This window comes from Pedobacter sp. AW31-3R (assembly GCF_052180285.1).
Lineage (GTDB): Bacteria > Bacteroidota > Bacteroidia > Sphingobacteriales > Sphingobacteriaceae > Pedobacter.
In genome coordinates, this window is sequence record NZ_CP197475.1 from 930,675 (window position 1) to 947,756 (window position 17,082).

Here is a 17,082-nt window from a genome sequence, read left to right on the forward strand (position 1 = left end):
CTTTTTTTTAAAATTAACACATTTTATTGTTTTAATTTAAACTAGTCTACTAACTTAGTAGCACATCTTACAGATAATTAATTATGAAATACGAGGTAATAGAAGACGAAGGGTTTAATTATATAGAAGCTGGAAAAGGAGAACCCCTGGTATTACTTCATGGTTTGATGGGTGAGCTGAGTAACTGGGAACCTGCAATTGATATGTTTAAAGAACATTACCATGTTCTTGTCCCAATTTTACCCATTTATGAATTGCCGATTCTTACATTAGGTGTAAAAAGTTTAGCGAAGTATGTTCATAAATTCATTAAGTTTAAGAAACTTAAACAGGTTGTTCTTGTCGGTAATTCTTTAGGTGGACATGTTGGACTAGTGATGACGACAACACATCAGGAAGCTGTAAAAGCATTGGTACTTACAGGAAGTTCCGGATTGTATGAAAATGCTTTTGGAGGGTCATTCCCAAGAAGAGAGAGTTATGACTATATTCGTGAGAAAGTCGCATTTACTTTTTATGACCCTGCCGTTGCGACAAAAGAAATGGTAGATGAGGTATATAAATCTGTAAATGACCGTTCAAGAGTTATCCGTATCCTGGCGCTGGCAAAATCTGCGATCCGTCACAATATGGCAAAGGAACTCTCTAAAATAACTATCCCCGTTTCATTGATATGGGGAAAACAGGATAAAGTAACTCCGCCGGAAGTGGCCGAGGAATTTCACCAGTTATTGCCCAATTCTGAATTGAACTGGGTAGATCAATGCGGACATGCCCCGATGATGGAGCGTCCCGAAATTTTTAATGAATATTTGAACAAATTTTTAAATAGAGTCTTACTTAAATAAATGTTTGCATCTGAACTCATATCCCATACAATTCTCCCGGTGCGGACTGCTGATTCAATTCAGGCTGCACTGGACAGAATGGCTGAGTTCAAATTGTACCACTTGCCTGTAGTCAATGATTCCCAGTTCCTGGGACTGATTGCTGAAGAGGATTTACTGGAAATCAGGGATACACATGAAACTTTAGGTAATGTATCACTTCCGATGATCAACCCCTTCGTTTATCAGGATGTACATGTGTATGATGTGATCCGCATATTTGATCAGCTCCAGCTTTCCATCGTTCCTGTTCTTGACTATAGTAAAAACTACCTTGGCGTAATTTCAGTCCATAATATACTCAGCTTCACTTCAGAGATTTATGCCGTAAGGGAACCGGGAGGAATTATTGTGCTGGAAATTAATAACAGGAATAATTCATTGTCTCATATGGCGCAGATCGTGGAAGGGGACAATGCACAAATATTATCCTCCTACGTCCAATCTTTTCCCGATTCCACCAGACTGGAAGTGACGTTGAAAATTAATAAAACGGAACTTTCAGGTATTATTTCTTCTTTTGAACGCTATAACTATCAGGTTAAGGCTGTTTTTAACAGTATTATTACCGATAACGGAACTGAAGACAGATATAACTCGTTAATGAATTATTTAAACGTATAAGCTGCTTCATTCCATGATTTTCCCCTTAGGTTTCAGTCTTTATCTCTCTGGAATTACCTGCCATCCTGAATATATCAGGATGAATTATTGTCATCATCAAATCTACAGGCTCTTTTCTGTCTGATAGCCATTAAAAAAACGATATTTACAGCATGAAGATTGCAATTTACGGTAGAGAATTCAATAACAGTGTTTTACCATTTGTACAGGATGTTTTTGATGCTTTACAGGACTTTGGAATAGAAACCCTTGTTTATGAAAAGTATTATGATTTTATCAAAGATAAGGTCAGGCTTTCCGCAAAGCTCAGGTTGTTTAGCAACCACATCGATTTGCAGCATAGTGCGGACATCCTGATCAGCCTTGGAGGTGATGGGACATTACTGGATACCCTTGCCCTGGTCAGAAAATCGGGAACTCCCGTGATCGGGATTAATTTTGGACGTTTGGGTTTCCTTGCCAGTGTGAATAAAAATGAGATTAAAACAGCGATTGAAGCATTGGTCAATCAGCAGTTTTCAATCGACAAACGGAGTCTTCTTAATATCGAGTCTAAGCACCATCTCTTCGGTGAGGAAAACTTCGCTTTGAATGATATTACCATCCACAGACGCGACAATACAGCGATGATGATTATTCATGCCTATATGAATGATGAGTTTGTCAATTCTTATTGGGCAGACGGCCTGATCATCGCTACGCCGACAGGCTCCACCGCTTATTCTTTAAGCTGCGGGGGACCAATTATTTTTCCCAGTGCGCAAAATTTTGTGATTACACCAATTGCACCACACAATCTCAATGTAAGACCAGTAATTATTCCTGATAATGTTGATCTTAGATTTGAAGTAGAGGCAAGAAGTGCAAAGTTTCTCGTATCTTGTGACTCCAGGACAGTTACTGTAGACAGATCTGTTAAAATTACGATCAATAAGGCTAATTTTGATGTCAATTTAATCAGATTGAACAATGAGAGTTATCTGACCACATTAAGAAAGAAATTACTATGGGGTATTGATACCCGTAATTATTAACATGAAGTTTAAGAACATATTTATTGGTATTATCTTATTTAATCTTTCACCGGCCCTCAGCTGGGCTCAGACTACAGAAGTCGGATTAAATGTTGGAGCAGCTGGGTATATGGGCGACCTGAATCAGAGAAATATACTCGATTTTAGTGGGCTGGCTTTCGGAGGTTATGTAAAGCGGAACTTTGACGCCTACTGGGGTGTTGGCATCCATTACAATTATGGTAAAATCAAGGATAATGATGCCTCTTCCTCCAATGCTGATTTCAGGGCACGTAACCTTAATTTCTCTACCTCACTTCATGAATTGAGTATTCTGGGCGACTTTAATTTTCTGGATTACTTTGCCGGAGGAGGGAGGAGAAACTTCAGCCCTTATATTTTTGCCGGTCTTGCCGGGGTACGTTTTAATCCAAAAGCCACTTATCAGGGACAGGAGTATGAACTAAGATATTATAATACGGAAAATGTTCACTATAAAAATTATGCTTTCAGTATTCCCTATGGGGTGGGTATAAAGTACCGAATCACTGAAAAATTAGGTCTTTTTTCTCAGCTGGGTTACAGGACGGCTTTTACTGATTACCTGGATGACGTGGGCGACCGTTATCCTATGACAGCGGTATACGGAAAAGTGGATGACAATCATCCTGTCCGTATCAATCTGTCAAATCCCTCTCTTAATCCTGAAAGGATGAATCCAGGTGGGCAAAGAGGGGACCATGTAAAAAAAGATACCTATATGTTTTTTCATATTGGGATTTCTTATACTTTTCTGTCCGATAAATGTTTTACTTTTTAATATTTCAATTCTGCCATCAGCCATGCAGCTGATTTTTTTGGTAGAAATAAACAAAATAACTTATAACTTTGGCATCTTATTTCAGTAAGAGTAACTAACAATTTGATTCACATAATTTTAAATTATGCATTTAAACACGCGTAATCTGATGTAAATCAAATGAATCTTCTGAATGTTATACATTTTAGCCATATTTGCACAATTACATGGGATTTAAAGAACAAATCGATAAAAGTCGCTTGCCGGAACACATCGCTATTATCATGGATGGTAATGGAAGGTGGGCCAAAAATCAAGGCAAATTCAGGTCTTTCGGACATGAAAGCGGAGTACTTTCAGTAAAAGATATTGTGGAGGGCTGTGCGGATATTGGGGTGAAATATTTAACTATTTATGCTTTTTCAACAGAAAACTGGAATAGGCCTATCGAAGAAGTCAATGCATTGATGGAGCTGTTGATCGCTACGATCAACAACGAAACAGATACACTAAACAAAAATAATGTTCGGTTGAATGCCATCGGAGATATTGCTTCCTTACCCCAGAAATGTATTGATGACCTGAAGAGTGCAATGGAAGAAACGTCTAAAAATACCTCCTGTACACTCACGCTTGCCTTAAGTTATAGTGCCAGATGGGAAATTGTGGAAGCTGCAAAGAAACTGGCCAGACAAGCCCTTGATCAGAAAATCAATATTGATGAAATTACTGAAAAAGTGTTTTCTTCTCAGTTAACGACTGTTGATATGCCCGATCCTGAACTAATGATCAGAACCAGTGGGGAACATCGAATAAGCAATTATTTGTTGTGGCAAATGGCCTATACTGAGTTCTATTTTACAGAAACCCTGTGGCCTGATTTCAGAAAAGAAGATCTTTTTGAAGCTATTGTAGACTACCAAAAACGCGAACGTCGCTTCGGTAAAATTAGTGAACAGTTGAACTAATTTTACTTTTAACACTTTTTAACATGTGTTTAAATTAACTTAGCAACGTTTTTTAGATTGTAAATGAAAAGAATATACCAACTCATATTAATGTTATTGGTCGGGTTGCCGACAATGGCTCAAATTACCCGTCCACAGTCAAATCCTGCTACACCCAGCTTAAAAGTTAAAGGCACGGATTTAGATTATTTTCAACCTAAAGAATATATTATAGGAGGAACAACTTTAAGTGGTGCAAAGTTTATTGATAAGGAAGTTATTATTACACTTTCCAAATTGATAAAAGGTGAAACGATTCTGCTTCCCGGTGAAGCGACATCTACAGCCATCAAAACTTTATGGTCACAGGGATTATTCGATGATGTAGAACTGAATATTGCTAAAATTGACCAGGATACTGTCTTTTTTGATATCCAGGTGGTTGAACGTCCACGTCTAAGCGCTTTCGAACTGAATGGATTGTCCAAATCCCAAAAAACAGATATCACAGAAAAGCTGAATTCAAAATCGGGTAAAACAATTATCAATGAGAATACATATAATAGTACAACCAGTATTATCAATAAATATCTTGCTGAGAAAGGGTATTTCTTTACTAAAATAGACTACAAAACTAAACCTGATCCAAACCTGGAAAATGGAATGGTTCTGCAGGTTTTTGTAGACCGTGGCCGTAAGGTTAAGGTTCATGAAATCAGCTTTACCGGTAATAAGGAGTTTAAGGAAAAACAATTGCGGAAGTACCTGAAAAAAACAAAACAACAGGCTTTTTATAAGGTGTTTGGTTCCGGTAAATTCAGTAAGGAAAAGTATGCTGAGGATAAGGAAACCCTGATTGCTAAAATGCAGGAAAAGGGGTACCGGGATGCGGTAATTATTAAAGATACCACTTACAGATACAATGATAAGTCGATTGGTATCAAAATGGAAGTTTATGAGGGACCAAAATACTATATTGGTAACATTACCTGGACAGGAAATGCCAAATATGCTACTAAAGATCTGACCCGGGTACTGGGCCTTGAAAAGGGTGAAGTCTTCAGCGAAGAGAAACTGAATGTGAAATTACATGGTAATGGAGCCGAAAGTGAGGACGTATCCAGTATTTATCTGAATGATGGGTACCTGACCTTTAATGTCGATCCTGTTCAAACCAGGATTTATAACGATACGGTAGATTTAGAAATCAGGATATTTGAAGGACCGCAATATGTCAACAACAGGATTACAGTAAAAGGTAATACCATTACAAATGACAGGGTTGTGCTTCGTGAGGTACATACCAAACCAGGGGATAACTTCTCCAAGGATTTATTGATCCGTACGGTTAGACAGATTGGTCAGTTGGGTAACTTCGATGAGTCGAAAACAGTACCGACTCCAAAACCTAATCCTGCCGATGGTACAGTAGATATTGAATATGCTGTGGAGGAAAAACCTTCTGACCAGGTGGAATTATCAGGTGGTTTCGGTGGTGGCCGCGTTATTGGTACTATCGGACTTACGTTTAATAACTTCTCTTTAAGGAACCTGTTCAATCCAAAAGCTTACCGACCGCTTCCTAAAGGTGACGGACAGAAACTAAGCCTGCGTGGCCAGACTAACGGCCAGTATTACCAGTCGTACAGCTTCTCTTTCTCTGAACCATGGTTAGGTGGAAAGAAACCGGTAAGTTTCGGATTAAGTGCATTTACCTCTTCCCAGTCTAATGGTGGTTCCGGTACTTCATTACAAAAGATACGTATGAACGGGGTAACAGTAAGTTTGGGTAGAAGGTTAAAATGGCCTGATAACTATTTCCAGTTAACGCACTCTGTGAACGTACAGCAATATGTATTGAATAATTATTCGGGTTATTTGTTTACCACAGGTACTTCTTATAACTTCAACTTAACTCAGGAACTGAGCAGGGATTCAAGAAACTCTACGATTTTCCCTACAGAAGGTTCATTCTTTAAATTTACCATACAGGCAACGCCGCCATATTCGTTACTTAACAATACGAACTATGCAACAGCATCCGATAAAGAACGTTATAAGTTTACTGAATACCACAAATGGAAGTTTGAAGGACAGTGGTTCCAGAAGCTGGCGGGTAAATTTGTAGTGAAAGCCCAGGCCCAGTTTGGTTTCTTAGGCTTATACAATCGTGCTGTTGGACAATCTGCTTTTGAAAGGTTCAAATTGGGTGGTGATGGTATGCAGGGATTTGACTTCCTTCAGGGATCTGAACTGATCACGATGCGTGGTTATGCGAACAATGTGGTTATTCCTGTTGGAGCCAATGTGAATACTGCACAAAACTCTGGTAGCCCGATTTTCAGTAAATACGTAATGGAGTTACGTTACCCGGTGATTGCAAGTCAGTCTGCCACCGCTTACCTGGTTGGTTTTGCTGAGGGTGGTAATACCTGGAACAAGTTTGCTGATTTTAACCCTTTCAACGTGAGAAGGTCAGCAGGTATTGGTGCCAGGATATTTTTACCGATATTTGGTATGCTGGGAATTGACTATGGTTTTGCCTTTGACAAAATACCGGGTGTACAAGATGATGGAAAACAGGCATTCACATTTAGTATAGCTCAGCAATTGGGAGGCTTTAATTAATTGATTACCTTTGTAAGTACTTTCTTAGAAAAGCTTGCAATTAAATATAATGAAGCTGTCATGAGCTTAAGCCCTGTCAGGAAGATGGGCTTAAGCTCATGATAGCTTATTAACCTTTAACAAACAATATATAGCGATGAAAAGAGTTATTTTAATAGGGTTGTTCGTTTTTGCCGGATTTGGTGCCTTTGCGCAAAAGTTCGCTTATGTAGATACTGAATATATCCTAAAACAATTACCGGAATATAAATCAGCACAAAATCAGTTGAATGTACTTTCGCAACAATGGCAGAAAGAAGTGGAAGCGAACTTTACAGATATTGACAAGATGTATAAAGCTTACCAGGCTGATCAGGTATTGCTGACGGATGACATGCGCAAACGCAGGGAGAATGATATTATTGAAAAGGAAAAAGCAGCAAAAGACCTGCAGCGTCAAAAATTCGGGCCTGATGGGGATCTTTTTCAGGCAAGAACCAAGTTGTTGAAACCTATTCAGGATAAAGTAACCGGTGTAATTGCTGATCTTGCAAAATCAAAGCTTCTTGATTTTATCTTTGATAAAAGCAGCGAATCGACCATGATGATTTACTCAAGCAGCAATTATGACCTGAGTAACGATGTAATCATTAAATTAGGTTACAAACCCGGTACAGTAAAATAAAAACACATAAATAAATTTAAAACAATTATTAAGAACATTAGAAATGAGAAAGTTAATTAACGTATTTTTTGTGGCAGCTGGCTTAATGGTTACTGCTAATGTTGCCAGTGCCCAGCAAAAAATTGCACACCTTGATTCTGAGTCTATCTTCGCGAGCATGCCAGAAGCAAAAACGGCTACTGCAGCTCTTGAGACTCTTCAAAAACAGAAACAGGCTGAAATCGAAAAAATGCAAGCCGAATATGGTACTAAATATGAAGCTGCTGTAGCTAAAAATAAAACATTAAGTGAAGCAAACAAAGAAGTAGTGGGTAAGGAACTACAAGCTATGGGTGTTGAATTAGACGATATGAAAAAACGTATCGAAGATGCAAGTCAAAAAGCAAGACAGGATATCGCAACTAAACAAGGCGAATTATTAGCTCCGTTGAATACTAAATTCATTAATGCAGTTAAAGCGGTGTCTAAAGAAAAAGGTTATGCTTATGTATTCGATATTTCATCACAACAAGGTGCAAACAACCTGTTGGCATGGGATGGTGGTGATGACGTTACTGCTGCGGTTAAAACTAAATTGGGTATCTCAGCTACTGCAGCTGCTGCACCTAAAAAATAATCCTTAAAAATTATCAGATTGCGGAACGGGGATGATACCTTCGTTCCGCTTTTTTTTGCCATGAAAAATAATAAATCTATCGGTGTTTTTGATTCCGGATATGGAGGATTAACTGTATTTAAATCTATTGCAGCACTACTTCCTGATTATAACTATATCTACCTTGGTGACAATGCAAGATCACCCTACGGTGATCACACATTTGAGACGGTGTATGAGTATACCCTAGAGTGTGTAGAGTGGCTGTTTGCCCAGGGCTGTCCACTGGTGATACTCGCCTGTAACACGGCGTCCGCAAAGGCATTAAGGACTATTCAGCAGAAGGTACTGCCACTGAAGTACCCAAACCACAGGGTTCTTGGTGTCATTCGGCCTACAGCAGAGGTGATCGGAACTTATACTTCCTCTCATACCATTGGCGTAATGGGAACAAGGGGAACCGTTAATTCTGATTCTTATCCCATCGAAATCCATAAGTTCTATCCGGAACTCCGGGTGATCCAGCAAAGCTGCCCGATGTGGGTACCATTGATTGAAAATAATGAACATGAGGGGGAGGGAGCCGATTATTTTGTTCAGGAATATGTGAATGAGTTGTTGGGTAAAGCGCCCGGACTGGATGCGATACTGCTGGCCTGTACCCATTACCCTTTGCTCATTCCCAAAATACAGTCTTATTTACCGGCTGATTGTAAGCTGATCGCACAGGGTGATATTGTTGCTGAAAGCCTAGTCGCCTATTTAAATCACCATCCCGAAATGGAAACAATGCTTACAAAAAAAGGGGAAAAACGGTTTTTTACTTCGGGCGATCACAAGGTATTTGATAAGAATGCTTCGATATTCTTTGATAAAGCAGTCATTTCTTCCCGGATCAATTTAAAGAAATAACACTTAGTCTGACCCTTTTCGCGCTTTAAATCCGTTAAGATGCGGTTTTTTGTGCATGTTGACCAAGGTGTTTTACACTTATACTTTTATAAGTCACTGCAATGAAAGATTCTCGTTCTTTCTAGGTTCTGAATATTATTCCATTTAAATTTGCCGCTCAAATCACACACAATGAGCGAACCTATAAAACACGAGTGCGGAATTGCCTTTATCCGACTTTTAAAACCTCTCTCATACTATCAGGAAAAATACGGTACTGCCCTGTATGGCCTTAACAAGCTATACCTTCTGATGGAGAAACAGCACAACAGAGGACAGGATGGAGCAGGAATTGCAACGATCAAACTGGATGTAAAACCCGGACACCGCTACATCAGTCGTTATCGGTCAATGGCCCAGAATGCAGTTGCAGATATTTTCGGATATGTACACAATAAATTTGTAGATATTCAGGAAAATACGCCGGAACTGATGCAGGATGCAGAGTGGCTAAAACAAAATGTAAGTTTCATTGGTGAAGTTTTGTTAGGACACCTTCGCTATGGTACACATGGACAGAATAGTATAGAAAACTGTCACCCTTTTCTTCGTCAGAATAACTGGATGACACGTAATCTTGTGATTGCCGGTAACTTCAACATGACCAATGTGGATGAATTACTGGAACAGTTGTATGAACTTGGACAACACCCGAAGGAACAAGCCGACACCGTAACCGTACTGGAAAAAATCGGACACTTCCTGGATGATGAAAACCAGGAGTTATTTGATACCTATAAAAAAGAAGGTTTGTCAAATGTAGAGATCACGCATAAAATCTCTCAAAACCTTAATATTGGCCATATCCTTCGCCGCTCAGCGAAAACATGGGATGGGGGATATGCAATCTCAGGAATAGTAGGTAATGGTGATGCCTTTGTACTTCGCGATCCATCCGGTATCCGTCCCGCCTATTTTTATCAGGATGATGAGATCGTTGTGGCAGCATCTGAACGCCCTGCAATCCAGACTGCCTTTAATGTTGGATTCAAACAGGTGCAGGAAATTCAGCCCGGACATGCCCTGATCGTTAAAAAAGACGGAACGGTAAGCCAGGAAGTTTTCAGGGAACCTCAGGAAAAAAGAGCCTGCTCTTTTGAACGTATTTATTTCTCCCGTGGAAGTGATGCGGAAATCTATAAAGAAAGAAAAAAACTAGGTAAACTACTGATCCCTCAGGTATTGGGTGCAGTAAATAATGACCTGAAAAATACAGTGTTCTCCTTTATTCCCAATACGGCAGAAATCTCTTTCTATGGTATGGTAGAAGGATTGCATACACATATCAAAGACGTTCAGAAAGAAACTCTGATCTCCCGTAAGGATGCCCTTAATGACACAGAGTTGGAAGAACTGTTATCCATGTGCCCCCGTGTAGAGAAACTGGCGATTAAAGATGTCAAACTCCGTACCTTCATTACTGCTGATGCGGACCGTAAAGAGATGGTGGCACACGTGTATGATACCACCTATGGCATTATTAAAAATCATACGGATACATTAGTGGCAGTAGATGATTCGATTGTTAGAGGCACTACACTTAAGCAAAGTATCATTAAGATCATTGACAGGTTACACCCTAAAAAGATCATTATCGTTTCTTCAGCACCGCAGATCCGCTACCCAGATTGTTATGGTATTGATATGTCTAAAATGGGTCAGTTTGTGGCCTTTGAAGCAGCTATACAATTATTGAAAGCACGCGGAATGGAGCATATCATTGAAGAGGTTTACCAGAAATGTAAGGCTTCATTATTGTTGCCAAAGGAACAGATTGTTAATCATGTGAAAGATATTTACAGACCTTTCAAACAGGAAGAGATCTCTGCACAGATTACAAAAATTATCACTCCTGAAGATACAGTGGCAGAAGTAGAGGTCATCTACCAGACGCTTGATAATTTACACCTGGCTTGTCCTGAACATACGGGTGACTGGTATTTCTCCGGAAACTATCCAACGCCGGGTGGTAACAAAGTAGTCAATAAAGCTTTTGTAAACTGGAAGGAAGGAAATAACCAGAGAGCGTACTAATAGGCCTAGGGGCTGGAGAGGGAAAACTCTTTAAGTCTTCGCTTTATCTCATCATATTACCCGTTGTACACTGTTACAGCGGGTTTTTTATTGGAAGAAACTCTTTTCTTAATGGTAATACTTTAAGGCAACCTCAATAAAGAGCCGGATGGCAAAGATGATAATTACTGCACCGGCAATGCGGTTAAGGAGCCTGATGTTCTTCTCCTTGATCCTGTACCGCAGTTTGGCCGCATAATAGGTCTTGAGTAAATCTACCGACAGCTGGGTGATCATGGCCACCACAAAGAAAACAATCTTTTCATCTACATTGTAATGCAACTGGCCTGATACGATACCACCCACCATGATCCAGAACATGAGTGTTGTAGGAGACAGCAGGCACATCAAAAAACCTTTGATAATATACCCCCGCTTGCGCACCTTAACAATATCAGAGGTGTCATAGTTCACCTTTACCCGAGTGATCAGATAGAAAAGGCCTATGCCAAGAAGGAATAGCCCCCCTATAATTCCAATATAAAAATTGTATGCTGCATCATATTTTACAAACTGGGAACTGAAAATAGTGAGACTTATAAAAATTATATCACTTAGGATAACGCCTATTGCCAAAGAAAAACCCGCCTTGAAGCCCTTTTCTATACTGGTCTTTATCATGGAAAAGAAAACGGGACCTGTTAAAAACGAAAACAAAATACCCGCACCTATCCCCTGTAATATTGCTTCAATCATTCAACTCACAAATTATTTGGCGCTAATATCTGATTTTATACCATAAATGCGCCCTTTTTTTTGACTTCATTTATTGTGCTGAAAGCAAGTTTTTACAAACAATTTATTTTAATTATGTTTGCCCCCTGCAATATCAGCAGAAGAAATCAGCAGAAAACAAAGACAAAGATGACGGTTAAACTCGGTTTTAATCATATTTATATGAACCTGGCGGTCGACCTCTCTACGCGTTCGCATTGTGTAAGGGCACAGGTGGGGGCGGTACTCACCAAAGACACCAGGATTATTTCTATCGGTTATAACGGTCCCCCGGCGGGTACCCACAATTGCGATGAGGAATGGCCCGATACCGGTTGTGCCCGCGATTCCAGAGGCAGCTGCTCGCTGGCCCTGCATGCAGAAGAGAATGCTATTCTTTATGCGACGAAAAATGGATCTAAAATAGAAGGATCTACTTTATATACTACCTTGTCACCATGCATTGCCTGCGCAAGATTAATCCTTTCCTCTGGTATCAAAACCGTATTCTTTAAAGACTCTTATGCGGAATATAAAGGATTATCAAGTGATGAAGGCGTGGATTTCTTAAAAAGATTCGGTGTTGAAGTGAATAAATACTAACTTTGGCCATGCTAGAAAAAATCATCATTATCGATTTTGGATCCCAATACACACAATTAATAGCGCGTAGAGTACGTGAGTTAAATGTTTATTGCGAAATACATCCTTTCAACAACATTCCAGAAATATCAACAGATGTTAAAGGTATTATCTTTTCAGGTAGCCCTTACTCTGTTCGCCAGGAAGATGCGCCTCAAATAGATTTAGCACTTTTCCATAACCAGTATCCTGTCCTTGCTGTATGTTATGGTGCTCAGTATCTTGCCCAGCATTCAGGCGGTGAAGTTCAACCTTCTTCTATCCGTGAATACGGACGGGCAAACCTGAATTTTGTCGATACAGGGAATAAATTATTGAAAAATATTGGAATGGACTCACAGGTATGGATGTCACACGGTGATACCATTACTGTAGTTCCGGATTCTTTCGAGATCATAGCAAGTACAGACAGCGTAAAAGTTGCTGCCTTCCAGGTAAAAGATTCTTCAACTTATGCCATCCAGTTCCACCCGGAAGTGACACACAGTACAGATGGAAAACAGTTGCTGGAAAACTTTCTGGTAGATATCTGCGGCTGTGCACAGTCATGGACGCCTGATGCTTTTGTGGAAACAACGATAGCTGAATTACAGGCAAAATTAGGAAATGACAAGGTTGTTCTTGGTCTTTCCGGAGGAGTAGATTCAAGCGTTGCCGCTATTTTATTACATAAAGCGATTGGTACTAATCTTCACTGTATTTTCGTTGATAACGGCTTGCTCCGTAAGGACGAGTATGAAGCGGTACTGGAACAGTATAAACACCTTGGCCTGAATATAAAAGGGGTAGATGCCAAAGACAGGTTTTTGAGCCAGCTGGCTGGCCTTAAAGATCCTGAGCTTAAACGTAAAGCTATAGGCCGTGTATTCATCGAGGTTTTTGACGATGCTGCACATGAGGTACAGGAGGTGAAATGGCTGGCACAGGGAACAATTTATCCGGATGTGATCGAATCTATTTCGGTAAAAGGCCCTTCTGCAACCATCAAATCTCACCACAATGTGGGTGGTTTACCAGACTTTATGAAATTGAAAGTGGTAGAGCCATTGAACACTTTATTTAAAGATGAAGTGAGAAGGGTAGGTAAATCTCTTGGACTGGAAGATTTCATCTTAGGACGCCACCCTTTCCCAGGACCGGGTCTGGCGATCAGGATTCTTGGTGATGTGACTGCAGAAAAAGTTGCGATCCTTCAGGAGGCAGATGCGATTTATATAAACAATTTGAAAGAAGCGGGGTTATACGATCAGGTTTGGCAGGCAGGAGCAATTTTCTTACCTGTGCAATCAGTAGGAGTGATGGGTGATGAGCGTACATACGAAAACGTGATCTGTCTGCGTGCTGTGGAATCTGTAGACGGGATGACGGCTGACTGGTGTCATTTGCCTTATCCTGTACTTGCAAAAATTTCAAATGAAATCATCAATAAAGTAAAAGGTATAAACCGGGTTGTATATGATATCAGTTCAAAACCGCCCGCTACAATTGAGTGGGAATAAAATATGGTCTCTTTTATTTATCTGTTATTGTCTGAGTGCTTGTTCAGCCAGGACAATAACAGGTAAATCACCTAAAAAGACAACGGCTACACAAACAGAGAAGGCTGGCGAGAAAGCGGAGAAGAGGTTTACCGAAGCCAGTATTGCATTGTTGCTGCCATTTAACCTTCCTGAAAAACAAAACCTGAAGTCCCTTAATCAGGCGGGCATAGAAAAGCATGCCATGGCACTTGATTATTACCAGGGATTCAAAATGGGGCTGGACTCCGCAGCTGCAACAGGACTCAATTTTCATGTCAATGTGGTAGATACAAGGGATAATGCTGCACAGATCAGCGACCTGATCAGAAGCGGAAGGCTGCAGGGCAATCATTTAATTGTGGGGCCTGTATTTCCGGAAGGCATTAAGTTCATGACCAACTATTCCATAGCAGGGCATGTGCCCGTGGTGTCTCCCCTCGCGGCTTCACATCCAGATGAATTTAATAATCCAAATCTTATTTCTATTGTCAATAATATTGACCTGCATGCGGGAAAATATGGCGACTTTATCAGAAGGAAGTATGACAGGGAAAAAACTGTAGTGGTGCTCATCAATCCGAAGAAAAGTAACGATGAAATTATGGGTAGTCCTATCCGGAATTATTTTCAGACAGGCAATGGTGCATCGTTTACTTTCCAGGAGTACAGCTCTGTATATACGATGGAAACAAAACTTATTCCCGGAAAGCAATATGTGGTGTTGATTTCTTCAGCAGACAGGCAATTTGTGGTCGCAACCATAGATAAGCTGGTTAAAATGAAAAAGGCGGGTTTACCGGTCGATCTGTTCGGTCACCCCAACTGGATTAAACAAAATTACAATACGGATAAACTGCAATTGTTAAATACCCGCATTACTTCTTCTTACCATGTAGATTATAAAAGGACTGAGGTCATTAACTTTATCAGGAATTACAGAAAGCTCAATCAGTTTGAGCCCAGTGAATACGCTTTCAAAGGTTTCGATACCGGTTATTATTTTGGAAAACTCTTTGCCAGGTATGGTTCGGCTTATCTGAAACACCTTTCCGCAGAAAAATATAAGGGACTACAGAATTCTTTTTCCTTTGTGAAAGACGAGCAGCTGGGCTATATCAATACCAGCCTCTTTCTGCTGGAATATAAAAATTACGAACTCAGATCATTGGATTAACAAGAGGCAGGGACATAGCTAATACGCAGTACTTATGAAGATAGCGCATCAAATCAGGTCATTTGAGCAGATTTTAATGGAATATGATGGGAAATTACCCCTGCATAGATTCCTGGTTACGTATTTCAAGGAACATAAACAAATGGGTTCGTCTGACAGGCGTTGGGCATCACGTTACCTGTATAGCTTTTTCAGGCTCGGACGCGCATTGAGAAAGGAAGACCAGTTGCTGCGGTTGGCGATTGCAGATTTTCTTTGTAACCAGACCAGCAGCTTAATGATAGAAGCGTACCTTCCTCAATATGCAGATCAGCTGATGTTGCCTGTACAGGCAAAGGTAACTTTGATTGCTGATGCCTATCCTGCATTCAGTCTGGCAGATGTATTTCCCTTTCAGGCAGCGCTGTCCGAAGGGATCGTACCTGCTGATTTTCTGCATTCCTTTTTTGTCCAACCTGATCTGTTTGTCAGGATACAAGAAGACCATCACCAGAAAATTGTAGCCTCCCTCCTTGCAGAAGGAGTGGAGGTTAGGGAAATCAGCGGAAATACACTGGCATTGCCCAATGGAACGAAGCTGGAAAAACTAATGCCTGACCACAATTTCTATCAGGTACAGGACCTGTCTTCCCAGAAAACAGGTGAATTCTTCGCTCCAAAGCCATATGATTATTGGTGGGACTGTTGTGCTGCCTCCGGAGGGAAGTCGCTGCTGCTGCATTCCCTGGAGCCAAAAGTGCAATTGCTGGTGAGTGATGTGAGAGAAAATAGTCTGCATAATCTCGATGAGCGTTTTCAGCTTGCAGGAGTAAAGAAGTACCAGAAGAAAGTGCTTGACCTGTTGCTGAACAATGACCAGGACCTGCACCACTATGAATTTGACGGAATTATTCTGGATGCACCCTGCTCAGGGGCAGGAACCTGGGGACGTACACCAGAAATGCTGAGTTTTTTCGACACGCATAAAATAGATTACTTCTCGCGCTTGCAGAAAACTATAGCAACGAATGTGGTCAAGTATCTTAAGCCAGGGAAACCGCTTATTTATATTACCTGTTCAGTATTTAAAGCAGAAAATGAAGAGGTCGTTGCCCACCTGACTGATACGCTTCCCCTAAAACTGGAGCATATGGAGGCGATTACCGGCTACAGTGATAAGGCCGATACCATGTTTATAGCAAGGCTGATCAAGCAGTAGCAGCTGGAGGTTTATTATAGCCCCGTATTGTTTCTGAAAAGTTTAATGGCAATCGCAAGGAGGATCACCCCGAATGTTTTCCGAAGTACGTTAAGTCCGGATTTGCCAAATAGTTTTTCCAGCCTTTCTGTATTCTTCAGGACGATGTAAACGAATATCATGTTGATCAGGATCCCTACCAGGATATTCTGAGTAGCATATTCTGTTTTCAGGGAAAGTAAAGTCGTCATGGTCCCTGCACCGGCAATAAGCGGGAAAGCGAGGGGGACAATCGAAACTGTTTCCGGCGCTTCTTCCGTAAAGATCGTAAGTCCCAGGACCATTTCCATCGCAATGAAGAAAATCACGATCGACCCTGCAATGGCAAATGAAGCCACATCAAGTCCAATCACCTTCAACAATCCTTCCCCGGCAAATAAAAAGACAATCATCAGTACTGTCGCCACAAGTGTGGCCTTTTCTGACTGGATATGCCCTGCTTTTCTGCGTAATTCTATGACTACAGGAATAGAACCTAAAATATCAATAATAGCAAACAGTACCATTGAGGTGGAGAGGATCTGGCTGAAAGTAAATTCCATTGCGTTGATTTTTATGCAAATGTAGAACTATTTAATCACAAAAAAGCCAACTGAAAGTTGGCTTTTTTGTGA

16 protein-coding genes are annotated in these 17,082 nt (G+C 40.5%); 14 read left to right on the forward strand and 2 right to left on the reverse strand.

Features of this window, described 5'->3' with window-relative positions:
* Positions 1 to 83 precede the first annotated feature (83 nt).
* The 10 genes from ACSBL2_RS03935 to ACSBL2_RS03980 all read left to right on the forward strand — a co-directional run bounded on the left by ACSBL2_RS03935 (position 84) and on the right by ACSBL2_RS03980 (position 11,142).
* A complete protein-coding gene (locus ACSBL2_RS03935) occupies positions 84 to 848 on the forward strand; it encodes an alpha/beta fold hydrolase (RefSeq protein ID WP_442590364.1) in 765 nt (254 codons plus the stop codon).
* Positions 849 to 1,511, forward strand: a complete 663-nt coding sequence (locus ACSBL2_RS03940; RefSeq protein WP_442590365.1) for a CBS domain-containing protein — start codon at positions 849 to 851, stop codon at positions 1,509 to 1,511.
* 152 nt (positions 1,512 to 1,663) lie between these two features.
* Complete coding sequence (locus tag ACSBL2_RS03945) at positions 1,664 to 2,545, forward strand: NAD kinase (RefSeq protein ID WP_442590366.1); 882 nt, start codon at positions 1,664 to 1,666, stop codon at positions 2,543 to 2,545.
* A gap of 1 nt (position 2,546) precedes the next feature.
* Complete coding sequence (locus tag ACSBL2_RS03950) at positions 2,547 to 3,344, forward strand: DUF6089 family protein (RefSeq protein ID WP_442590367.1); 798 nt, start codon at positions 2,547 to 2,549, stop codon at positions 3,342 to 3,344.
* 206 nt (positions 3,345 to 3,550) lie between these two features.
* A complete protein-coding gene (locus ACSBL2_RS03955) occupies positions 3,551 to 4,291 on the forward strand; it encodes an isoprenyl transferase (protein WP_442590368.1) in 741 nt (246 codons plus the stop codon).
* Between the two features lie 63 nt (positions 4,292 to 4,354).
* Complete coding sequence (gene bamA / locus ACSBL2_RS03960) at positions 4,355 to 6,898, forward strand: outer membrane protein assembly factor BamA (RefSeq protein ID WP_442590369.1); 2,544 nt, start codon at positions 4,355 to 4,357, stop codon at positions 6,896 to 6,898.
* A gap of 136 nt (positions 6,899 to 7,034) precedes the next feature.
* Positions 7,035 to 7,562, forward strand: a complete 528-nt coding sequence (locus ACSBL2_RS03965; RefSeq protein WP_442590370.1) for an OmpH family outer membrane protein — start codon at positions 7,035 to 7,037, stop codon at positions 7,560 to 7,562.
* Positions 7,563 to 7,605: 43 nt separating this feature from the next.
* Positions 7,606 to 8,178 (forward strand): OmpH family outer membrane protein, encoded by a 573-nt coding sequence (locus ACSBL2_RS03970; RefSeq protein ID WP_442590371.1) that lies wholly within the window; start codon positions 7,606 to 7,608, stop codon positions 8,176 to 8,178.
* 60 nt (positions 8,179 to 8,238) lie between these two features.
* Complete coding sequence (gene murI, locus ACSBL2_RS03975) at positions 8,239 to 9,069, forward strand: glutamate racemase (RefSeq protein ID WP_442590372.1); 831 nt, start codon at positions 8,239 to 8,241, stop codon at positions 9,067 to 9,069.
* A gap of 171 nt (positions 9,070 to 9,240) precedes the next feature.
* Complete coding sequence (locus ACSBL2_RS03980) at positions 9,241 to 11,142, forward strand: class II glutamine amidotransferase (RefSeq protein WP_442590373.1); 1,902 nt, start codon at positions 9,241 to 9,243, stop codon at positions 11,140 to 11,142.
* A gap of 108 nt (positions 11,143 to 11,250) precedes the next feature.
* On the opposite strand, the gene ACSBL2_RS03985 is transcribed toward ACSBL2_RS03980, so the two are convergent.
* Positions 11,251 to 11,877: a LysE family translocator gene (locus ACSBL2_RS03985; protein WP_442590374.1), complete on the reverse strand. Its 627-nt coding sequence runs from the start codon at positions 11,875 to 11,877 to the stop codon at positions 11,251 to 11,253.
* 168 nt (positions 11,878 to 12,045) lie between these two features.
* Here ACSBL2_RS03985 and ACSBL2_RS03990 point away from each other — a divergent pair, with 168 nt between their 5' ends.
* The 4 genes from ACSBL2_RS03990 to ACSBL2_RS04005 are packed head-to-tail and all read left to right on the forward strand — an operon-like array spanning position 12,046 to position 16,429.
* Positions 12,046 to 12,498 (forward strand): deoxycytidylate deaminase, encoded by a 453-nt coding sequence (locus tag ACSBL2_RS03990; protein ID WP_442590375.1) that lies wholly within the window; start codon positions 12,046 to 12,048, stop codon positions 12,496 to 12,498.
* Positions 12,499 to 12,506: 8 nt separating this feature from the next.
* Positions 12,507 to 14,036 (forward strand): glutamine-hydrolyzing GMP synthase, encoded by a 1,530-nt coding sequence (guaA, locus tag ACSBL2_RS03995; protein WP_442590376.1) that lies wholly within the window; start codon positions 12,507 to 12,509, stop codon positions 14,034 to 14,036.
* A complete protein-coding gene (locus ACSBL2_RS04000) occupies positions 13,993 to 15,231 on the forward strand; it encodes an ABC transporter substrate-binding protein (protein WP_442590377.1) in 1,239 nt (412 codons plus the stop codon). The genes guaA and ACSBL2_RS04000 overlap by 44 nt, the downstream gene beginning before the upstream one ends.
* A gap of 34 nt (positions 15,232 to 15,265) precedes the next feature.
* Positions 15,266 to 16,429: an RsmB/NOP family class I SAM-dependent RNA methyltransferase gene (locus ACSBL2_RS04005; protein ID WP_442590378.1), complete on the forward strand. Its 1,164-nt coding sequence runs from the start codon at positions 15,266 to 15,268 to the stop codon at positions 16,427 to 16,429.
* 14 nt (positions 16,430 to 16,443) lie between these two features.
* Here ACSBL2_RS04005 and ACSBL2_RS04010 read toward each other — a convergent pair whose 3' ends face one another.
* Positions 16,444 to 17,010, reverse strand: coding sequence for a MarC family protein (locus ACSBL2_RS04010; RefSeq protein ID WP_442590379.1), 567 nt, complete (start codon positions 17,008 to 17,010; stop codon positions 16,444 to 16,446).
* Between the last annotated feature and the right edge of the window lie 72 nt (positions 17,011 to 17,082).